Source organism: Shewanella sp. Isolate13, from assembly GCF_022398325.1.
GTDB lineage: Bacteria > Pseudomonadota > Gammaproteobacteria > Enterobacterales > Shewanellaceae > Shewanella.
The window spans coordinates 1-20,351 of record NZ_JAKEVD010000019.1; the positions used below are offsets into that span (position 1 = coordinate 1).

The 20,351-nt window shown below is 43.1% G+C and carries 18 protein-coding genes; 7 read left to right on the forward strand and 11 right to left on the reverse strand.

What is annotated here, in order from left to right; genetic code table 11:
• Nucleotides 1-244: 244 nt before the first annotated feature.
• The gene (locus L1D44_RS12960) at nt 245-1,357 is read left to right on the forward strand and encodes a tyrosine-type recombinase/integrase (RefSeq protein ID WP_239891228.1); all 1,113 of its coding nucleotides are present in this window, start codon (nt 245-247) and stop codon (nt 1,355-1,357) included.
• Here the strand turns inward: L1D44_RS12960 and L1D44_RS12965 are convergent.
• The 3 genes from L1D44_RS12965 to L1D44_RS12975 form a co-directional block, all read right to left on the reverse strand.
• Nucleotides 1,354-2,103, reverse strand: coding sequence for an RluA family pseudouridine synthase (locus L1D44_RS12965; protein ID WP_239891344.1), 750 nt, complete (start codon nt 2,101-2,103; stop codon nt 1,354-1,356). The genes L1D44_RS12960 and L1D44_RS12965 overlap by 4 nt on opposite strands.
• Nucleotides 2,104-2,647: 544 nt before the next feature.
• The gene (locus L1D44_RS12970) at nt 2,648-3,688 is read right to left on the reverse strand and encodes a porin (RefSeq protein WP_239891230.1); all 1,041 of its coding nucleotides are present in this window, start codon (nt 3,686-3,688) and stop codon (nt 2,648-2,650) included.
• 83 nt (nt 3,689-3,771) lie between these two features.
• Nucleotides 3,772-5,115, reverse strand: a complete 1,344-nt coding sequence (locus tag L1D44_RS12975; protein WP_239891232.1) for an FMN-binding protein — start codon at nt 5,113-5,115, stop codon at nt 3,772-3,774.
• Nucleotides 5,116-5,518: 403 nt separating this feature from the next.
• Between L1D44_RS12975 and L1D44_RS12980 the strand changes: the two genes are divergently transcribed.
• The 3 genes from L1D44_RS12980 (at nt 5,519) to L1D44_RS12990 (ending at nt 9,334) form a co-directional block, all read left to right on the forward strand.
• Nucleotides 5,519-6,742, forward strand: coding sequence for an FAD:protein FMN transferase (locus L1D44_RS12980; protein WP_239891234.1), 1,224 nt, complete (start codon nt 5,519-5,521; stop codon nt 6,740-6,742).
• Nucleotides 6,743-6,954: 212 nt separating this feature from the next.
• Complete coding sequence (locus L1D44_RS12985) at nt 6,955-8,736, forward strand: PhnD/SsuA/transferrin family substrate-binding protein (protein ID WP_239891346.1); 1,782 nt, start codon at nt 6,955-6,957, stop codon at nt 8,734-8,736.
• A 1-nt stretch (nt 8,737) separates the two neighbouring features.
• Nucleotides 8,738-9,334, forward strand: a complete 597-nt coding sequence (locus L1D44_RS12990; RefSeq protein ID WP_239891235.1) for a response regulator — start codon at nt 8,738-8,740, stop codon at nt 9,332-9,334.
• A gap of 144 nt (nt 9,335-9,478) precedes the next feature.
• On the opposite strand, the gene L1D44_RS12995 is transcribed toward L1D44_RS12990, so the two are convergent.
• The 4 genes from L1D44_RS12995 to L1D44_RS13010 form a co-directional block, all read right to left on the reverse strand.
• Entirely contained in the window at nt 9,479-9,790 is a 312-nt protein-coding gene (locus L1D44_RS12995) for a hypothetical protein (protein ID WP_239891237.1), read from the reverse strand.
• Nucleotides 9,791-9,868: 78 nt separating this feature from the next.
• Nucleotides 9,869-10,630 carry a DTW domain-containing protein gene (locus L1D44_RS13000; RefSeq protein ID WP_239891239.1) on the reverse strand — a complete coding sequence of 254 codons (762 nt, stop codon included), beginning with the start codon at nt 10,628-10,630 and terminating at the stop codon, nt 9,869-9,871.
• 95 nt (nt 10,631-10,725) lie between these two features.
• Nucleotides 10,726-12,039 carry a CDP-diacylglycerol--serine O-phosphatidyltransferase gene (pssA, locus tag L1D44_RS13005; protein ID WP_239891241.1) on the reverse strand — a complete coding sequence of 438 codons (1,314 nt, stop codon included), beginning with the start codon at nt 12,037-12,039 and terminating at the stop codon, nt 10,726-10,728.
• A 10-nt stretch (nt 12,040-12,049) separates the two neighbouring features.
• Nucleotides 12,050-12,382 carry a DUF1904 family protein gene (locus tag L1D44_RS13010; protein ID WP_239891243.1) on the reverse strand — a complete coding sequence of 111 codons (333 nt, stop codon included), beginning with the start codon at nt 12,380-12,382 and terminating at the stop codon, nt 12,050-12,052.
• 255 nt (nt 12,383-12,637) lie between these two features.
• Between L1D44_RS13010 and L1D44_RS13015 the strand changes: the two genes are divergently transcribed.
• Nucleotides 12,638-12,814 carry a hypothetical protein gene (locus L1D44_RS13015; RefSeq protein ID WP_220769225.1) on the forward strand — a complete coding sequence of 59 codons (177 nt, stop codon included), beginning with the start codon at nt 12,638-12,640 and terminating at the stop codon, nt 12,812-12,814.
• Between the two features lie 38 nt (nt 12,815-12,852).
• Nucleotides 12,853-14,292: a D-alanyl-D-alanine carboxypeptidase/D-alanyl-D-alanine-endopeptidase gene (dacB, locus tag L1D44_RS13020; protein WP_239891245.1), complete on the forward strand. Its 1,440-nt coding sequence runs from the start codon at nt 12,853-12,855 to the stop codon at nt 14,290-14,292.
• Nucleotides 14,293-14,420: 128 nt separating this feature from the next.
• Here dacB and L1D44_RS13025 read toward each other — a convergent pair whose 3' ends face one another.
• Complete coding sequence (locus L1D44_RS13025) at nt 14,421-16,181, reverse strand: acyl-CoA dehydrogenase family protein (protein ID WP_239891247.1); 1,761 nt, start codon at nt 16,179-16,181, stop codon at nt 14,421-14,423.
• 326 nt (nt 16,182-16,507) lie between these two features.
• On the opposite strand from L1D44_RS13025, the gene corA reads away from it, so the two are divergent.
• Nucleotides 16,508-17,455, forward strand: coding sequence for a magnesium/cobalt transporter CorA (gene corA, locus L1D44_RS13030; protein WP_239891249.1), 948 nt, complete (start codon nt 16,508-16,510; stop codon nt 17,453-17,455).
• 107 nt (nt 17,456-17,562) lie between these two features.
• Here the strand turns inward: corA and L1D44_RS13035 are convergent, their stop codons facing one another.
• From L1D44_RS13035 to L1D44_RS13045, 3 genes are all read right to left on the reverse strand, one after another.
• A complete protein-coding gene (locus tag L1D44_RS13035) occupies nt 17,563-17,913 on the reverse strand; it encodes a DMT family protein (RefSeq protein ID WP_202722221.1) in 351 nt (116 codons plus the stop codon).
• A 105-nt stretch (nt 17,914-18,018) separates the two neighbouring features.
• Entirely contained in the window at nt 18,019-18,504 is a 486-nt protein-coding gene (locus L1D44_RS13040; protein ID WP_239891251.1) for an AAA family ATPase, read from the reverse strand.
• A 168-nt stretch (nt 18,505-18,672) separates the two neighbouring features.
• Nucleotides 18,673-20,349, reverse strand: coding sequence for an FAD-binding oxidoreductase (locus L1D44_RS13045; RefSeq protein ID WP_239891253.1), 1,677 nt, complete (start codon nt 20,347-20,349; stop codon nt 18,673-18,675).
• Nucleotides 20,350-20,351 lie beyond the last annotated feature (2 nt).

The window sequence follows — 20,351 nt, forward strand, 5'->3', positions numbered from 1 at the left end:
GCTTTGTACTGTTTAATTTAAAAATAGCACTAATATTCAACATGTTAATTTTGCTTAATACTAAAGCAACTAGCAAGCTCTGCGCTCAAATAGTGTTCGTAAAATCATCAACACTATCAAAGAACATCGCTACCAGTGATAATGACGATTATCACTGGTAGCGATAAGGGTTTTTAAGTAGAATACTCGGCATTAAATGATGGATTTAACGTCACTTTTGTAGATTATAGGCTAGTGAGGATCAATGAACTCGGAACAACAATTTCCTAAGCCAGTAGGTGCTTGTAATGAACAAGAGCAGGCTTTAGGTCAATTTAGCGCCGGCTTATCAAATGGTCATAATGGACAACGCGATCCGAATAACCCCAACGAAAAATTTTTCCAAGAACAGCAACTTCCCATCTCGATCTTGGATGACTACAAGAGTGCTGCTAGCGAGACTCAATATGAGATCTCAAACAACACCCGCCGAGTCTATCGTTCCAGTTTCTCTATATTTAGCAGTTATTGTGAACAACATAATCTCAGTGCCCTGCCCGCCGATCCTAGAAGCGTTATTTCTTTTATCGGTCATCAAAAAGAAATCTATCAGGAGAAAAGTGGCCACCAGCTATCTAAACAAACTATTAATACCCGTTTGGCAGCAATACGTTTTTTCCATATCCAAGCTGGATATCATTCGCCAACTGAACACCCCCATGTGATCAGGGTGATGCGCGGCCTTATGCGTAATCAATACCGTCAGATCTCCGACTATGATCAGCAACCGATCACCTATGATGAGTTGGAAATGTTACTGGCAGTGGTCGATCAACAACCACAAGAGTTAACCCGATTACGAGACAAAGCCATTTTACAGCTCGGATTACAAGGTGGTTTTCGACGTTCAGAATTGGCAGAGATAAGAGTCGAACATATTAGTTTCTTGAGAGAGAAGCTAAAAGTACGTGTGCCCTATTCTAAAAGTAATCAACAAGGGCAAAGAGAATGGAAAGATCTTCCTAAACAGGAGCTATTTTCTGCCTATGAAGCGGTTCAACAATGGCTCGATGCCACTAAGATAAAACAGGGTCACCTCTTCCGTTCCCTGAGTCGAGATGGGAATTCGATTCGGGATTACCAGATCACTCAAGCCAAAATGGGCAAAGGTTTCTTAAAGGGTGACGACATTTATCAGATGATAAAAAAATACTGTTACAAGGCAGGACTCAACTCCCGATTCTATGGTGCGCACAGTTTACGAAGTGGATGCGTCACCCAGCTCCATGAAAATGATAAAGACCATCTCTATATCATGGCAAGAACCGGGCATACAGATCCGAGATCATTGAGGCATTACTTAAAGCCAAAGGATTAAAAGGGACAGAGGCTATTTGCAAAGACTCTCTCTCCAGTGATGGGATGATCAAATTCAAGCCGAGTCGCATGTAACATCAATCTTGGTGCGAGTCGGTAAGAGATCTCGGAGCCATAAAGATCACAGCCAATAATCGGATGGCCGAAGTAATCACTATGGATCCGTAGTTGATGGGTTCGGCCTGTTTCTGGAACAAACTCGACTCTAGTAACTGCTAGCAAATGGTCATTCGCTTTTTCATTCGAGCTAGAAAGCGCAGCATTATCGTCAAGGCCAGAATAAGATTCTAAAGCTAAAACACGGTACAAAGAGCGGGCTGCTTTGCCCTCTTTTTCACAGATCTTCATCAACGGAAAGTTGGGCTTATCTTTCGCAATCGGCGCATCGATAAATCCGTCATCTTTGCTAAGCTTACCAAGTAATAACGCAGTATAGGTTTTTAATACCGTACGTTCACTAAATTGCTTACACAAGAGCGCATTAATTTGTTTGTTTCTCGCTATCACCATAATGCCGGAAGTCCCCAAATCTAAGCGATGAACTAAGGTACAACCGGGGAAATCCTTAACAAGACGGTAATGAACGGAATCAAGATTTGCAGGATTTTTTCCCGATAAAGAAAGTAGACCTGATGGCTTATTGATCAACAAAAGGTGTTCATCTTGAAACAGTATGGTGATCTCTTCAAGACAGGGAGGCGCGATGAAATCGTCTGCCGATGATGGGGAAACTTGCAATGCGCTAATGCTCTAAAGAGATAAATGACGGCCTATGATACAGGAGTTTGCATTAAACAACGACTAGATTCAGAAGAGTGTTGAGATGATATAAACGTAAAAATCGTTATACTTTGCACCATTGCAACTCGCTTATCTACTATAAGGCTACGCCATAATACAGAGCCGATCTCTTGTATTAAGTTCACACAGAGGCTCTCCTTCCTAGCTCTCATATAGGGTCTTAAACAATCTTTAGTGCCTTTAAATCGGCTTTAGAAATTATCAATTTTTAACCATTCATTTATACCAATAGTGTTTAAATTATTCGTAGATGTACCAATTTTAGTGACAACATACGTACGCACTATTTCGCATAAAAATGCATATTTTAAAATATAATCCCGAGATATTTTTAACCAAACTGCTTATCCAATCAAAATAGTGAATAGATAAAACGAGAGTGTATGAATAAATTAATAGATAATTCTGAATTGGGCAGAGCGTATATCCTTATACGCTCCTAGGGGGCAAATCGTAAAACTAGAAATGAAAATAGAGGTTTAAACGCTGGTTAGAAGTCGATTCTGAAGCCAATACTCGCAATCGTATCATCAAAATCTGAGTATTGTTTTACATCAAACTGGCCTAACTCTGTATGTATACGAGTGGATTTTGACAGGCGATATTCAGCGCCAATTGCCCACTGCGATACCTCAGGAACCTCTGTCGCCGCTGCGCCTAATTTGTCATAAACTCGGCCAGCAATTTTACCTGTGCCTGAATCATCCTGACCGTATTGAGCCTTTAGTGTTAGCTTATCGATCTGATACTTAGCGCTCACGATAAAACCATCACCATCACGTTGCTGCCAGTTGTCTAAGTTTGGATTAACAATTTCCGAGCTTTGGTACATAGAACCAAGCATTAAGTTGTTATATTTGTATTGAGCAACGAGGCGCACACCTTTGATATCTTCAACACCATCGGTGTAAGCAGCCGCTAGATACAGATCACCCGTTTTGAATAACTTATCGCCATAGGTTAATGCAACCTGGTAGTTTCCGTTATCACGGCGCGCATCGTCTTCACCGTAGTAGTTATCTTCTAAAATGTAACTTGCGCCAAATTGTAGCTTGTTCCATTTAACGGTTTTATATTCTAAAGAGTCGCCCCAACGCTTATCACCAGCAAATAGACGATCGTGTTTCATTGAGTACATATCCATCGCATCAGATGTACCCTTAGCCATCTTAAACACTGGGTCGATACGGCCCGCTGCAAGTTGACCTACAGTAGAGTGCTTAATACCTAAGAAGGTAGGACGAGCAGAAAAAGGATTATTATTCTTACCTTCCGTCGCGCCATTAACTCCCACTTCGATTTGATAGAAAACAGTGAAGTCTTCATTAAGCGCCGCATTACCTTTGACACCTAAACGACTCCAGTTATTTTCTAAAATAGTGCCACTTTTACCGCTATGGGTAGCGCTACCGCTATCTGAGTGAGTAACAGAATAATCAATGCGACCATAGAATTTATAGGCATCAGCCATTACACTTGGTGAAGCTAATACGGCCGCAGCGAGCAAAGTTAATTTAATTGTTTTCATCATCTTCTCTCTTAATACTTTAATAATTTGAAAGGCAGACGACTCCGGCGCTCTATGGCGATAGGGAGTCGGCCGCTAGAGCAGGATTACTTTTTCTTGTGTTCGTTGATCATTCCGTCTTGACGCATCTCTTGATACAAGATTTCCGCTTGCTTCAAGTAGTTATCCCAAGAGTTTGAACGCTTAGTGAAACCTGTCGCTGCATAGCTTCCGGTATCACCGGTGGCTGGCAGATCATCGATGATAAATAGCGAGCCGCCCTGTTGTAGGTGGGTATTCAAGCCATCGATCATCACATTGAAACCAATTCGTGAAGGCTCAACATAGTTGATAGATTCATACTTAGACTGGCGATAGAATTTCTTTAAGGATGCATCCTTAATCTGAGCCTTCTCATCGGCAAAGATCTCATCATAATGAGCTTTTACTATTTGCTTGGTCTCGGTATCCACGACGATTCGCAGCATGGCAGTGATACCAGTCCAGTTACCTTTTGCATCAACCAGCTTTTCAGCGTTCTGATAGAATCTTTGTTTTGTACCATCACCATTAATCTGGGCATGTATTTTAGCTGTCAGCGGAACCATAGATTGCTGGATACTGTTAGATGCACCTGCAACCACGTCGATACCGGCATACTTCAATCTATTCGGTTCTTTTAACTTATTGCGTAGCGATGGGTCATAATCCGGATTTAAGTCAAACGTCAACTTGTCTTGCTCAACCATAAGCTTTTCCATGGTCAAGGATGATTGTACCCAAGCAGTGCCTTTCTTCTTGCCCATTGAAAAATTGTATTCAGACATGCGCTTAGGCACGTCTTGGTAAAGACGGGTATAGTAGTTTGGGCGCCCGCTTTCGTTAAACTCTGCAAAAATCACGTCTTCGGCGTTATTGCTATCGGTAACAATGGCGACACTTCCCATATGGCCCTGACGGAATCGAGCCTCCTCGTAGTAGTAATCTCCCTTAAGCAAACCTAGCTGAGGTTGAATTGACCACTTAAGCTTGAAGTCTTCATCGCCGGATTCCTCCTTTGAGCCTACTGCGACATAGGCAGGCTGACTTCCGTCTCGGCGAGGAACGCTATTAACCGCCTCTAAAATACCGTTAGATGAGAAAGTTGCACCCGATACGGCGTCAATACCTTCGTGGCCGTTATTCGCAACGATCTTTGAAAGTAAACGCTCGGCGTTTAGATACAGAGACTCGGTTTCATTATGAGATTTGGTCTTAATATCAACAATATGACCATTTTTAACCTCTACCGTTAGCGTAATTAGTCCCTTCTTACCTTTAGCTGAGACGTCATGAATGCCGTCTGTATATTTACCCTGCTCTACCGTGGTTGAACAACCTGCTAAGGTCATTGTCGCAAATAGTACTGCGCTACTTACTAGCGTTTTATTGAAGATTTTTAAGCGTTTCATAATGTCTGCCTTCACGTTTTTTTTCATTGAAGCCAGAATAAAAGGTTTTAAATTCTTAACAATTGCGGAAAACCGCAATGCCGTAATGGAGTTTTAATTAATTTGACGCAGTTAACACAAATAACCGCAAATTATTACGAATTCACCTGATTATGTTATTTATTTAAAAATAACGCGATGACCATATATTATTATGAAACGAATTTACCCAATATTATTTTTACTAACAGCAACCAATGCCACTAGCGCAGAAACGATAAACTTCGTAAATAACAACTCACCGCAAGCTGCGTCAGAACTTTTAACAAACCTACCACCAGCACCCGACTTTAAAGTTATTAATGTTGATACCAAAGGTAACACATACCAATNTTTAAAAATAACGCGATGACCATATATTATTATGAAACGAATTTACCCAATATTATTTTTACTAACAGCAACCAATGCCACTAGCGCAGAAACGATAAACTTCGTAAATAACAACTCACCGCAAGCTGCGTCAGAACTTTTAACAAACCTACCACCAGCACCCGACTTTAAAGTTATTAATGTTGATACCAAAGGTAACCCATACCAATGCGAAGGGAATGCCATTATTACCACAAGCAAGGATGTAACAAACTTAACCACTCTTAAATACTTTGGTACTTCTATTAGTATTGATGTTTATGATACAGACAATATCAATTTAAAATTGGCGCTTTGTAACGCACTAAATGTTATACAGGAGTACCATTATCTTGCGTCAAACTACAGTACTTACCCCCATGTTACAAATATCAAAAGCATTAATAATGCGCCACAGAAGCAACACGACATCGATCCAAAACTGACCCAATTAATCAAACAGAGCATAGATTGGCATGACAAAACCGATGGCTATTTTAATATCGCTCTGTCGCCGGTAATACAACTTTGGCGCGGTTACAGAGCACAATGCGTTGGAGAACGTAAGCTCCAAGACAGATGCGACATTCCAAGCGCCGCTGAATTGAACAAGGCTAAGTCATTAATTAATATAAACAATATCAAACTAGATACAGAGCGAAACACGATACAGATGCAGGAGGGGATGAGTATAGATCTCGGTGGGATAGCCAAGGGCTGGATGGCTGAAAAAGTGTACATGCAGTTAAAAAAAGATGGCATAAAAAACTTTATGATCAATGCTGGTGGAAATATTCGCCATTATGGCATTCATCCACAAGGGCGAACGTTTGTGACGGCCGTTGAAGACCCCATCTGTAAAAAATATCAAAATTCACTTAGCCGATGCCAGACCTTTGAAGAGCAATACCATGAAGTAATAACGGGAAAAGATATTACTGTGGTATCGAGTGGTAACTACCTAAGATATTACCGCGTCAATGGTAAAGAGTACCACCATATAATTAACCCCAAAACCCTGTACCCAAAGGATAAAGGTATATCGACAACGATAGTGATGAATAATAATCAACTCTACGCAGATATTATTTCGACGGCTCTGTTTCTGATGCCTTTAGATAAGGCTATGGCGTATGCAAATAGTCATGACGATGTAGAAGCAACTTGGTTTTTAAATGAGCAAGGAGACAAAGTAGAGAGTAATGACTTTAACAAATATAGAAAGGCATTTAATTAAAAGGAATGGGTAGTTAATTAATTATTGAGTTAACAGCTAGTGGTAATATATAGCTACTGCTTATTTATTATAAACGAGCATTAATTACTTATGATGTAGTGGTTTTCCGCAGGACTAAAAAATCTGTGACACGCTTCACTGAGCACCTGTGTTTACCACTACTTTTATCTATAATGGAGTCATAATATCAAGGTGTTTCTTTCTTGTACTCGATGATGATAGCCAAACTTCGCCCGTTAACCACCATTAGCTGCCTTATACTCTCTTGCTTTATAGCTTGTTATAGCTATGCACAACAACTTGAAACCATTCGAGTGGGAGTACTTGCCTTTACCCACCCCGACAACGTCGCTAAACGTTGGCAACCAACGATCGATAAAATTTCTGCCGATCTCAATAGACCCTTCGAGCTCATTGCCTTAACGCCAAGTGAACTCGACTCTAAGGTAGCCCAGGGCAAGTTAGACTTTTTAATTACCAATGCGCTAACAGGTGTGAGTTATAAGAAAGATTTTGGTACCACCAGCCTACTGACACTCGTGCCAAAGGGAAACAACCAACCAACCCATGCAGTAGGTTCGGCTTTAATCACTCGCCAAGAACAACAGGTAAATAGTTTCGATGATTTAAAAGCACTCAGAGCCGTTTCCACCGATAAGCAAGCGTTCGGTGGTTTTCAAATTTTTGCCGGCGAAATGGCTCATAACGATTTAAACCCCTTTAATGATTTTAAAACGATCTCGTTTGTTGGCTTCCCCCAGCAAAAGCTGCTATCGCTGGTTGTTAATGGCGATGCCGACATCGCAATACTGCCAACTTGTGTCCTTGAGAATGCGATAAATAATGGCGATATCGCCCCAAACAGCTTAAAGGTCGTGTTAACTAAGCCAAATGAGACATTCCACTGTCAAACCTCTAGCCAGCTCTATCCCTATTACTCATTCTCCAAGCTTGGTAAAACAGACCACCGAGTCGCTACCGATGTTATCCGCTCTCTCTTAAGCATCAAACCTTCAGAACAGGCAGCAATTATCGGCCGCTACGACTCTTGGTCGGCAACGGTTAACGACAGTCATGTATTTAAGTTACTAAAACAGTTACGCCGATGGCCATTTGTTACTAACTGGACCTCGATTTTTCGAACCGCACTACCTTGGGGCGTGGCCATAGCCATCTTCTTGTTGCTGGGGTATATCCACCACCTAAGAGTAAAGCGCCTAGTGGTACTACGCACACGCGCTCTGCAAGCGGAAGTCCTTGAGCACACCCAAACACAAAAAGCGTTACTGGAACAGACAAAACAGTTCTATAAGGCTCAGCGAGTATTGTTAACCGGTGAGATGGCATCTGGTATCGCCCACGAGCTAAACCAACCTTTAGCAGGGATCCGCTATCTAACTCAAGGGTGTATCTATCGCCTGTCCGAAGAACAGAGCGACTTAAAGGATGCTATGAACAAAGCAATTCAACAAGTTGACCGCGCGCAATCAACCATTAAACGCTTTAGACACTTCTGCCAACAGCCCAGCGTGATGAGCGAGTGTAGTTTAAATCAGGTTTTAGAAGAAACATTGGCCCTCATGGGGGCTGAGTTTGCACGTATGCAACTCACGCCTATCTTTACCAGCGAAACGGTTAAGTTAACCGCGGATCCGAGCCTTCTTCAGCAGGTGTTTGTTAATATCATACGTAACGCCATTGATGCTATGGATAAGAGCCCTGTTCCTAGCCTATCTATAACGCTCTCAAAGCAAGCACAGCAGGCTTCTATTGTATTTACAGACAATGGCACAGGCTTAAGTGAAACTGCATTGGAGCGGTTATTCTTCCCGTTTGAAACGTCTAAAGAACATGGCTTAGGCCTTGGAATGATTATCTGTAAGAGGATCATCGAAGAGCATAATGGTGAAATCGTTGCGAGAAATAATCGCGATAGTGATGCAAGCAAAACGGGCTTAACAATCACGATCACCTTACCGATAAAGGAGACATAAATTGAGTAATCTATATCTAGTTGACGATGACCAAGCGGTTTTAGACTCGTTAACCTGGATGCTAAACGGTCTTGGCTATCAGCCACAGGGCTTTTTGTCCGCAGATAGTTTTTTAAATCAAGCTGAACTTCAAAGTGAAGGTATTGCGATTTTGGATGTGCAGATGCCCGGCATGGATGGCAGCGCCCTACTCAGCCACCTGACTAAAACCAACAGCCCTATTGCCATCATCATGTTAAGCGGCCACGGAAACATTGCCATGGCCGTGCAGGCGATACAGAAAGGCGCTTTAGACTTTCTTGAGAAACCGGTAGACGGAGACAAGCTAGTAGCCCTGCTTGAACAGGCGGAAATACAGACAAAGCTCAATATGCAGCGTAAAGTCGAGCGCGAAGCGTTAAGTGAAAAACTCAAAACACTCACACCAAGAGAGTATGAGGTGATGGAAAAGGTCTTGGAAGGCAAGCTCAATAAAGTGATTGCCGCCGAACTTAACATCGCCCAACGAACATTAGAGTTACACCGTCAAAAAGTGATGCAAAAGATGCAGGTGAATAATGTTGCAGAACTGGCGTTTTTAATGGGTAAAAGTACCTGATAGACAACCTGTTATAGAGACGGGTCACATGGAGGCGCGAGCCTCCACTGGCTTCGACTCACTAACGACGAACATTTAAACCAAGCGCACCTTAGGTAAATGACTGAGTACGCGTTTGCAAATAAAAAGGGGGCAAACAGATAGCTAGGCTATCCGGCTTCTGGGGCTGCGTCTCGATTGCGCCCAGCGCGCACAGAACTCCCAACCTTTCTCTTGGCAGACAAGCCCAGCGTGATAACGGCTTTTTGCCAGTAGAAGTGAGCTGGTTAAAACATCAACAATTGAGCCTAATTGGGCGCTAGGTAAACTTATCTCGGCTATGCCAGAGCCTATCTCATCTGGACTCGTATTAGCGTGTTGTATCATCATATTAGACAAGCAAACCAAGCCAAGTGTAGAGGCAAAGACAAAGCGATGAGGCTTACCTAAATAAAGTAATACCTTTGCTGATCCCATCCGCTACCCCTATCCATTCGATTACGAATATTAAGCATAACGCAAATAACAGCAGATTCAACGCTTTGATTTATTAGATTAACTCGTGCTATCTGATGGCTTTTTACAGGCATCGAAGTACTCTTGCTTTAACCGCTGCAACGCCGACTCTTCACGATTATTACGGCTACGGCCATGTAAGGAAGACTCGACAAAAAGTGCAAACCAGGCCTCTAACACCTCGGCGTTTTTCATCTCTCCAGCTGCAGCTAAAGCTAATGCCGCCACCTCGGCCGTGCCGAGTTGAAAATCTCGAGCACCTTTTCTTAAGGCATAGGAAGCTGTCGACTCAGGCGAGAAAGAAAACAGTGGAAACCCATGCAGGTATTCGCTCTTTTTAAACATCTTAATCGCTTCACGCCAGCTGCCATCGAGTACGATAAGCAGAGGCGTCTTGCCCTGTGTAATCATCGATGGTTCGATACGTTCAACGACAGCTTGGCCCTCAACGGCATACTCAGACGGAAAAATCACATAGGGCTGATAGCGTGGATCCTTGATGATCTCCAGCATTTTACGATTAGGCTCGCTGCGAGACCAGATAAAGGCGTGGGTGTCAGGCACAACATCAGCAATTAGGCGGCCGCTATTACTGGGCTTTAATACCTCATCGTCATACATGATCAACATAAACGCCAAGTTACTCTCGTTTGGCTTACGATAACTACAGGTACAGAATTTTTCCGCCAATAAGCAAGACTGACAGCGGATCACATTCTTACCTCTTGCCGTGAAGGGGCGTGAGGAGATGGCTTTTCTATATTCATACAAGCGGTGAACCGCGTGCTTTGGCAAAGTCATTTTGGCTAAAACCTAATAATATCTACGCTGGCTGAGCCAGTTAAAGAAAAAGCCTACTCATCGGTAGGCTTTTAATCGTTAGTCAATCGACAGACTTAAAGTATACGTCTTAACAGAAAGTCTGCTTTCAAACGCTTAATACGCTTCATAAGCTTACGTACCGGCGCAGGATAGTTTTGTAAGGTCTCGATCTGACTATAATGATACAAGCGTTCGGTGTGCTCGAGAATATGCGCCTGCTCGTGCTCAAACTGCTCTTTCCAGCATTCGCTTTCATCTTGAAGCAATAACCCGTTTTCTAAATCCAGTGCCCAGGCTCTAGGATTCAAGTTACTACCTGTGATCAAATGGCGATTACTATCGGCACTGATCCCTTTCAAATGGAAACTATTACGGCCATCTTTCCACAGGTGAATATTTAACTGGCCATTTTCAATCGCCCACTGCTGACGCTTAGCAAATTTTCTTAACGACTGCTCATACATATATGGGAGCGCACCAATGGTTGAAAACTCTTCCTCTGGTGGAATATAAAAGTCGTTTGACGTTTTATCGCCAACAACGATATCTATCTTCTTGCCCTTACGAAGATGCTTAGTTAACGCTCGAACCAAGATATAAGGCGGGTTAAAATAGGGAGTGCAGATAAAGAGTGAGTCTTGTGACTCCTCAACCATAGCAACGATCACCTTGTTTAACTTGTTCTTCTTACGCCCAAGCCCCATTAATGGCGTGACACGATTACCGAACCGAGTCTCTTGAAACTTATACTCAGCCTTAGATAAACGATGTTTAAGGCCAGTGATCTCAATTTTGGCCGGCAGACGTTCGGTTTCTTTCGGTTGTGTTAATGATGTAACGGCGACGTCATTCACAAGATACTGCTGGATCATTTCGCGCATGCTTTGGGCAAGCTCGGCTGACTCAATCACATGGTAACGGTCGAAACGATACTTATCATCTTGGTGCAAATAGATGTTGTTTAAGCTCGCACCACTAAAGATCACGCTATCATCAATAACGAAGCCCTTAAGGTGTAACACGCCCATAAATTCGCGTGACTTAACTGGCACGCCTAAGATATCGATGGGATGCTCTGCAGCCTCGATAACTTTGCGATACATAAAGTAATTACCACTGTCGCCTTTATGGCCGATAAGACCACGACGAGCGCGGTGAAAATCCACAAGGACTTTAACATCGAGCTGTGGATTCTGGTTTTTAGCCTCTATTAATGCAGCTAGAATTTCTCTACCTGCTTCATCATCTTCTAAATAGAGTGCTGCGATATAAATAGAATGCGTTGCGCTTGCAATTCGAGATAACAATTCAGCTTTTAACGCTTTCGGCGTTAATAGCCAAGAAAGCGAATCTGGTTGTAGCGGTATGCCACCTAGCTTACTCAGCAAGGCTCTCTCCTTAATAGTGCTGACCATCTTTGTAATAAGTGCTAGGTTCAAGCTCTCTAAACATGACAATTACATGTTGTAGCCCCGGATAAACCTTTAATAAGGCTTCACGGATAACCTGCTGTGCACGATGGTGTGTTTCAGGATCTTTTGGAAACCATAACACCTCGACCTGAGCAATATCTTTGATCTGTTCACCATCACGATAGCTATTGCTGTTTATCCAATCGAGGATGAAAGACTCTGGTTTTGCCTGACAGATATCGGCTAATGCCTCAAGTAAACTGCTACTCAGTGTGGCAACCGCCGTTTCTGGTAACCCGCTGACTCTTATATGTGGCATAAAGATCCTCCTAGATAAGGGCATAGAAATTACCGATTTAAGTCAGTTTGAGCAAGGTTTTTCTGTTAATAACGGTCTCTAGAGCCAGTTTTAGCTGGCTTCTTGCCCTGTTAGCCAAATATTTAATCACTCAAACCTAGATAATCAATCACGCTTTTTCCCCATAACGGCGCCTTGGTTTGTCGCTATTGTCACTGAAAAAGTGGTCGAGTTTTGGTAAAATGAGCCAGATTTTTTACGTTTTGGATGATATTGATGAATATTAAGACGCTAGTTACCCTATTGGTTGTGCTCCTAGGCGCATGGAGTATTTTTCACTTTAAAGCTCAGTTAGGCATGCTGGTGTTACCGCTGTTTTTTGGTTTAGTGCTATTTGTGACATTAAGGCTATATCGCTTGATGGAAAAAGATGAGCCTAATGGTAAAGATTAATATGGCGTTAACTATTACAAGGATATAAGGACACACTTTTGCATAAACGTTTGATTACCACTCTCTCGCTTGGTTTACTGATCTTTTCGGCTTCGGCTCAGTCTAATGACTACTTGGCCAACATCGTCAAAGTCATCGAGCCTAAGACTTCCCAGACAGGCATTGTGGTCAGAGCACTAGGGATCGAGGGGCAAGCCAAGCCGGCCACAGATAACGAATACCGTAAAGATGCGGAACGATTATTCGTCCCTGCCAGCACAATGAAACTATTGACCGCCGTAGCAGCGACAACCGCACTAGGAAGAGACTTTAAGTTCAGCACTCAGATCGATGCATTTGTCGGTATTCAAAACAGGCGCATTGAGGGCGATCTATTTGTTCGATTCGATGGTGACCCCACGCTGACAGTAAGCGACCTTAGGCAACTATTTAAGCAGTTGCAAAAGCAAGGTCTTGAGCATATCGATGGTAACGTTTACTTGGTTGGCGATCAGCAAGAGACACTTCAAGCGCCAGGCTGGGTTTGGGATGATTTAGGGATCTGTTATGCCGCCCCTGTTTCTCGCTATATTCTTAACCAAAACTGCGTTAAAGCTAAGCTTTCACCGACACTAGCCAATAATAAGACCAAACTCTCCTTCAGCCAGTTTGAACCGGTCACTATTTCCAATACCGCCGTATTCGACAAGACAGGTGATATCCCTTTTTGTGAATTAAGCCTACAACGCCAATCTAATAACCAGTTTTTACTATCGGGATGTCACGCCGGACAGAAACCATTAAAACTTGCGATCGCCATCTCTGATCCAGCTCTTTACGCCCAAAACAGCGTAACCAATATGCTGGCTAATTTGGGGATTACTATTAAAGGTAAGGTGCTATTAACCAGTAAGCGACCAGCAAATACACTACTGCTTGCTGAACATGAGTCTAAGCCGCTTTCAGCTCTAACTGACACTATGTTACTAAAATCTGATAACTTAATTGCAGATAGCCTGCTAAAGCGCCTAGGCCAACAAATTTATGGCGTGCCTGGTTCATTTATCAATGGCAGCGCTGCGATGAAGCAGATTTTAATGGAGCTTGGCGTTGAGCTTGAAAGCGCAAATATCGTCGATGGTTCAGGTCTGTCGCGCTACAACTTGTTGAGTGCCGAGCAGTTAACCCAAGTTCTGTTACTTATCAAGCAACATAAAGAGCTAAACTTCTTAATCGAACAACTCCCTGTTGCTGGCCATAGCGGTACCTTAGAATATCGCAGTGGTTATACAACGCCTCCCCTTAAAGGCGCGGTACTCGCTAAAACAGGTTCTATGATGGGGGTTGCCAACTTAGCAGGCTTCATTAAAGAAGGTAGCGAGCTTAGCAAATCATTTGTGATCTTAGAAAACGGTCATAGCCCTGCGGTAAAAAAGAGTGAGTTATCGCCGTTTAATGTGTTGTTCTTACAATCTATGATTCAAAAGGCTCAACCTTAGTTAACATCGCAACCTGATTTGGGCTGATGAGCGCCGCCATACAAACTCAGCCCCTATTTTAGCGGCATAAATAAAAACGCCACTTTTTATAAAGTGGCGTTTTTTTACGACTAAGCGCTAGGAGTGGTTTAGAACAGACTCGCATCCATCTGCATGATGCAGCCATCCCCTTTGCTAACCTGAGAGAGATGATAATCCGCTTTGGCAATGAGCTTATCAAAGTAGAAACGACTCAGGTGCGCTTTTTGTTGCTTAAAATTGTCATCTTCATGGTCATGGGCGGCATCACACATAGCTAACCAGAAACAGCCATATAGGCTATAACCGAATGCGTCGAGATAATCGACCGCACAAGCATTAATAAGCGCGGGTTGTGTGAGCTTGTTATCGTTGATCTGTTTAGCCACAACCAGTAACTGCTCTAGTAAGCCCAGCACTCTAGCCTTATCTGCTTCACTAACATGGCTGTAAGAATTAATATTGGCCACTTGCTCGGCAACAAACTCAGAAAGGGCGGCTAGGTTATCGCCTGTCACTTTACGGCCTAAGAAGTCTATCGCCTGAATACCATTAGTACCTTCATAGATCTGTGCAATTCGGGTATCGCGTACCAATTGCTCGATACCGGTTTCACGAATATAGCCATGACCACCAAATACTTGTTGTGCCATAATCGCCGCATCTAAACCTCGGTCGCTTAGGAAAGCTTTTGATACAGGGGTTAGCAGCCCCATGTAACGACTAGCCTTAGCCTTTAGCTCCGCATCCTGTGAATATTTGGCTAGATCCAATTGCTGTCCGGTATAAACCGATAATGCGCGGCCAGCTTCAGTCAAGCTTCTAATGGTCAGCAACATACGTCTGACATCACCATGAACTAAGATGGGATCGCTACTTGCACCCGTAGGAGAACCACCTGCAGCTACGCCCTGCACTCGCTCTTTAGCGTAGTCAGCCGCCATTTGATAGGCCGCTTGTGAGGTACCTAAGCCTTGAATACCAATGGCTAAACGTTCGTAATTCATCATGGTAAACATACAAACTAGGCCACGGTTTGGCTTACCGATGAGATACCCTTCAGCGTCATCGAAGTTCATCACGCACGTTGCCGAGCCTTTTAGTCCCATCTTATGCTCAATAGAGCCAACTGTGACGCCGTTTGTTTCGCCTAGGCTATTGTCTGGGTTAACTTTTATTTTCGGCACTAAAAACAGCGAGATCCCAGAGGTGTTCGGTAGCTTAGCTAATACCAGATGGATCACGTTTTCAGTTAAGTCATGATCGCCACCGGTAATGAAAATCTTGCTGCCGGAGATCTTATAACTGCCATCTTCGTTCGGTACAGCCTTAGTGCGAATGTTACGCAGATCTGAACCCGCTTGTGGCTCAGTCATATCCATAGCACCAGCCCACTGGCCGCTGTACATCATTGGCAAATATTGCTCTTTAATTTCATCGCTGCCATGGGCATGGATAGCAAGCGCAGCACCTGCGGTTAATGAGCCATAAAGGGTAAAGGCATTACATGCACTATAGGCCATCTCATCGACAAGCACTCCGAGCATCTTTGGCATTCCCATGCCTCCGAACTCAGGATCACCACATAACCCTACCCAGCCCCCTTCAGCATACTGGTCATATACCGCTTTATAGCCATCAGGTGTGATCACCTTATCAGCTTCATGACGAACGCCTTGCTCATCGCCACTGCGGTTAATAGGATGAATCAGTTCTCGGCTAATCTTGTCTGCTTCATCCAAAATAGCCGCGGCTGTATCCATATCAACAGACTCAGCCATTGCAGGCATTTCAGACCAAGTTTGTGGGGCATCAAACACTTTTTCAAGCAAGAAGCGCATCTCGGCTAATGGGGCGTTATAAGGGTTCATATAGGGCTCTTAAACATTAGATTTAAACAGTTGTTTCAAATCTATCAGATGTAGCCACAAAAGACACCCTTTTGCAGCGAAATCTTTTGCAGAATCATTTTTAGCGTTTCACTTCTAATCATCCTAGCCATTTTGTCATAACTCAATTTGTCGCATTTAACGTACAGCTCATTTTGCGCCATCAACTTATTTCAACAGTAAAGCATGGCCGCGCTTTGTTTGGCTCAAAATCAATTGGCTATTTAGGCGCTTTACCTTTGCAATCATGGACTAATATTTTAGTAATCGACTCGAACTAACACTTACTCTTTTGCTATGGGGTCAACATGATCACTGCCTATTGCTATAAAAATCACCTAATCACATCTAGGGTTCTTACGGTTGATGACCCTATACCGGACGCAAGTATTTGGTTAGACCTTTATCAACCTACCGAAGCTGAAAGGCTATGGCTATCAAGCTTTTCCATCGAGGACGTGCCTAATCGGGAAGATAGGAATGAAATCGAAGCCTCTTCTCGTTTTTATATAAATAGCGATGGTTTGCATATAAATGCGCTATTCAATCAAAGATCAGGGACAACGATCACCTCTGTAAATGTGTATTTTAATCTCAGGGAAACGCTATTGATCACTATGCGAGATGATGATGAGCAGTTAATCATTTCATTATTAAAAGAAATTGAAAAAGTCCGCGCCCCTTTGTGTACACCACAGCAGTTGTTTATTCAGCTTTTTAAAATGAAGGTCGACCATTTAGCCGATCTTATTGAGGAGATCTACAGTGCTTTGGAAAACGTTGGCCATGAAGTTTTTGATAAAGACTGCATAGATGAGGTGTTTAAACTGATCACCATAAAAGAGGATTCAAACGGGAAGATTCGCTTAAATTTGCTCGATACACAAAGAGCACTGAAATATATGCAGCGAGATTATTACGATAAGTTGTCAGGTGCCGAGATTAAAGAGATCAATAACATGCTATCAGATACTGAATCGTTAATACCCCATAGTCAGTTTCTGTTTGAGAAGCTAAATTTCTTGATGGATGCCGCGATGGGATTCACCAGTTTACAGCAAAATAAAATAAGCAAAATCTTCTCAGTTGCTGCCGTCGTATTTCTTCCTCCAACATTAATCGCCAGCACATATGGCATGAACTTCGACCTGATACCCGAGATACATTGGCAGTATGGCTATCCTTGGTCTTTGGTGCTCATGCTTCTAAGTGCTGCAGCGACCTACTGGTTCTTCAAAATAAAGCGTTGGCTATAAGAGGAGATGAGTTTCTTAGGTACAAAAATGCCACGCTATAAACGTGGCATTTTAATTGAGCAATACCTTCCGCTTAAACTGAAGCGTATTGCAAATATTGGCGACCGTTAGGCAAACTTACTTCTAAAAGCAAAATACACCGCGCCGACTAAGCACAGTCCCGCCCAGAGGTAATCAAGCTTGAGCGGCTCCCTTAGATAGAAAACTGAAAATGGTACGAACACCATCAAGGTGATCACTTCTTGGAGGATCTTTAACTGACCAACATTGAGTTCTGTATAGCCTATTCTATTGGCGGGGACTTGTAATAGGTATTCAAAAAGTGCGATGCCCCAGCTAATTAATGCAGCGATAATCCAAGGCTTATTATTGAGTTCCTTTAAATGGGCATACCAAGCAAAGGTCATAAAAATGTTACTACATACAAGCAAAGAGATACTGATAAATATCGGGTTCATCACCGATTAGACTCACCTTATATACTCGTCAAACCAAACGTTGATGAGGAGGGCTGAAAATGTTGGCGCATTTTACTGTTAGCCCTATTTTCCGTAAACAAGTATTTATCTGGACTCATTACTGCAAAGCATGGTTTTTTTACCATCAAACTCGTCAAATAGGGCTTGATGGGCCGCCAATGAAAAGGTATCTCGCCTACTTTCGTATTGCATAATCCAGTCAACTAGCATGGACAAGTTGTTATCTTGCTCAGCTTTAGACGCATACTTATGGGGCTCCCAAGGACGATTTCGAGCATTAGTGACACAAGCGTCTATCGGTAAGTTTAAGAAGATAATCTCACTCGCTTTGGACATGACCATCTTCAGCAGATCAGAATAACAACCTTCGATGACCCAAGCATTATTGTTATCAATAAAACGAGCAATCTCCAGAGAGGCTTGTTGTAAGGGGGTTCGCTCGGGAGGTGTTTGAGGTAACCAAGCGATTAAATCTAAGTCAAGGTGCGCAAGCCCATAAGCCTCGGCCAACTGTCTTGCTAATGTGGATTTACCGGAACCTGAGTTTCCAAAAATTACGACTCTCTTCAAACGCTAATTTCCTTATTCAGTCTGGTCTTGAATATGCCTTTTATCCTCAATAGAGTTCGCAACCTTAAACACTCTAATTTGATAGCCCCTTAAGTTACTCGATAATACAGGCATTTAACAGATGGGTCTTTTGGCTGCGTCACTGCCAAAAGACCCAAACTTGACTCCTTATGGATTATAGCGTTTAGGTGCAATAATATTTTTTGGATCGATAGTTTGTTTGATTTTATTCACTAACGCCCAATGGGGATCGTCTGCAGACAAAAATCGCCGCTGCTGCTCGATATTGAGACGGTAAGGAACAAAGCCTCGCTCACAACCTCGGATGAACAGCTCATCGAGGCAACGTCTGGCACTTTTAACCGCTTTAGCATCGCTGCGATTAAACAGTAGTGGGATAGTACTGTCGATGCAATCGTGCCTCAGTGCCGTCATGGTGATCAGTGGCTCTATGCCATATTTAGGGCAGACAGTTCTCACCATGTCCACAAATTCCCTTATTTTCGAGTTTGATACGGGTATTAAGGGCGCATACCAAAGCAAACCACAATTATCACGTGCAGGATTGAGAGCTGTGGCCGAAGTGGGCGTTTGGTCATTACGCCAGTAGGCTAAGGGTAAAGCGACTTCACTTGGGATCCCCCGCATTATCAACGTACTCTTTTGCAAGGCGGCAACCTGCTTTCGCAAACCACTAAATAGTTGCGGAGGTAAAAGATCGAAAACTTTAGTAGCCAGTTGCAACCTTTTCGCACTAATGAATAAAGTACGATTAACGCATCTCGTCTTATTAATGCGTTTTTTGATCTGTCGTTTTGCTACTTGAACCACTTCATGATTTCCATAAAGGCTTCCAATACATGTCCATTTGTAAACCTTATGGGAAGCTTGTAACCGTTCAACATACTCTAAATCATTCATATCATTATCGTTAGAGGGCTGAACGACCATAGATAACATCCGCCTACAATCTAACAGGTTAATCGAACCGATAACGCCTGGAAAATCTTTTAAGATCTCCCTCACTAGACTCGCTAAAGGCTCAAGGGCTTTGTCCTCATGACAAAAAAAGTAAAAAGATTCGACGCACTCTGGCAAGGGAGCCAAGCTAATGGTCATATCAGTCACTATTCCCAAGTTACTTTGAGAAAAGAGTCCATCAAGGTAAGGACCCAGTCCCCACTTATAAGAACTGTCTACGGTTTTCTCAGATGATTGATCTAAAGAGTGAACAGCGGAGCGATACACGGAACCATCCGCAAGTACAGCAGTTAAGCTGGTTACAGCAGCAAAATGATCTGTGTGTGGGGTGATGCCATAGCCGCGCTCGATAGCGTTACCAACCAAGCTGCAAGTCGGGCCGGCACCGGTAACCGGAACCATCAATCGCAAATTATCACTATCTAACCTATCCCGCAGTTCTTGTTGTGTCACACCGGGCTGGAGTCGTACAATCCCCTGTTCCGCGTTAATCTCTATTCGCTTAAGGCGAGATAAATCCAAGATAAAACAAGGTTCTGCGTCATCCACTGGATTAGCTGATCCATAACCCCAGTTGTTGCCACTGCTTATAGGATAAAGAGCAATCTGATACTCGCCAGCGAGCCTTACAATAGTACTGATATTAAGCTCATCAGCGTATCGCCCCTCCTCTCCCTCAACAGGCAATACCTTAAACGCACCAGTAATTTCTCTTTCTGCGGCAATGGTATTGGCACCATAAGTAGATTTTGCCTGTAGCGAATCATAGCAAACGACCTGACCAGCCGTAGACCGTAAAACGTGATCGCTAAACGACTTAGCCTTTAACCCGAGTTTAGCCACGCGATTATCATTACAAATCATAA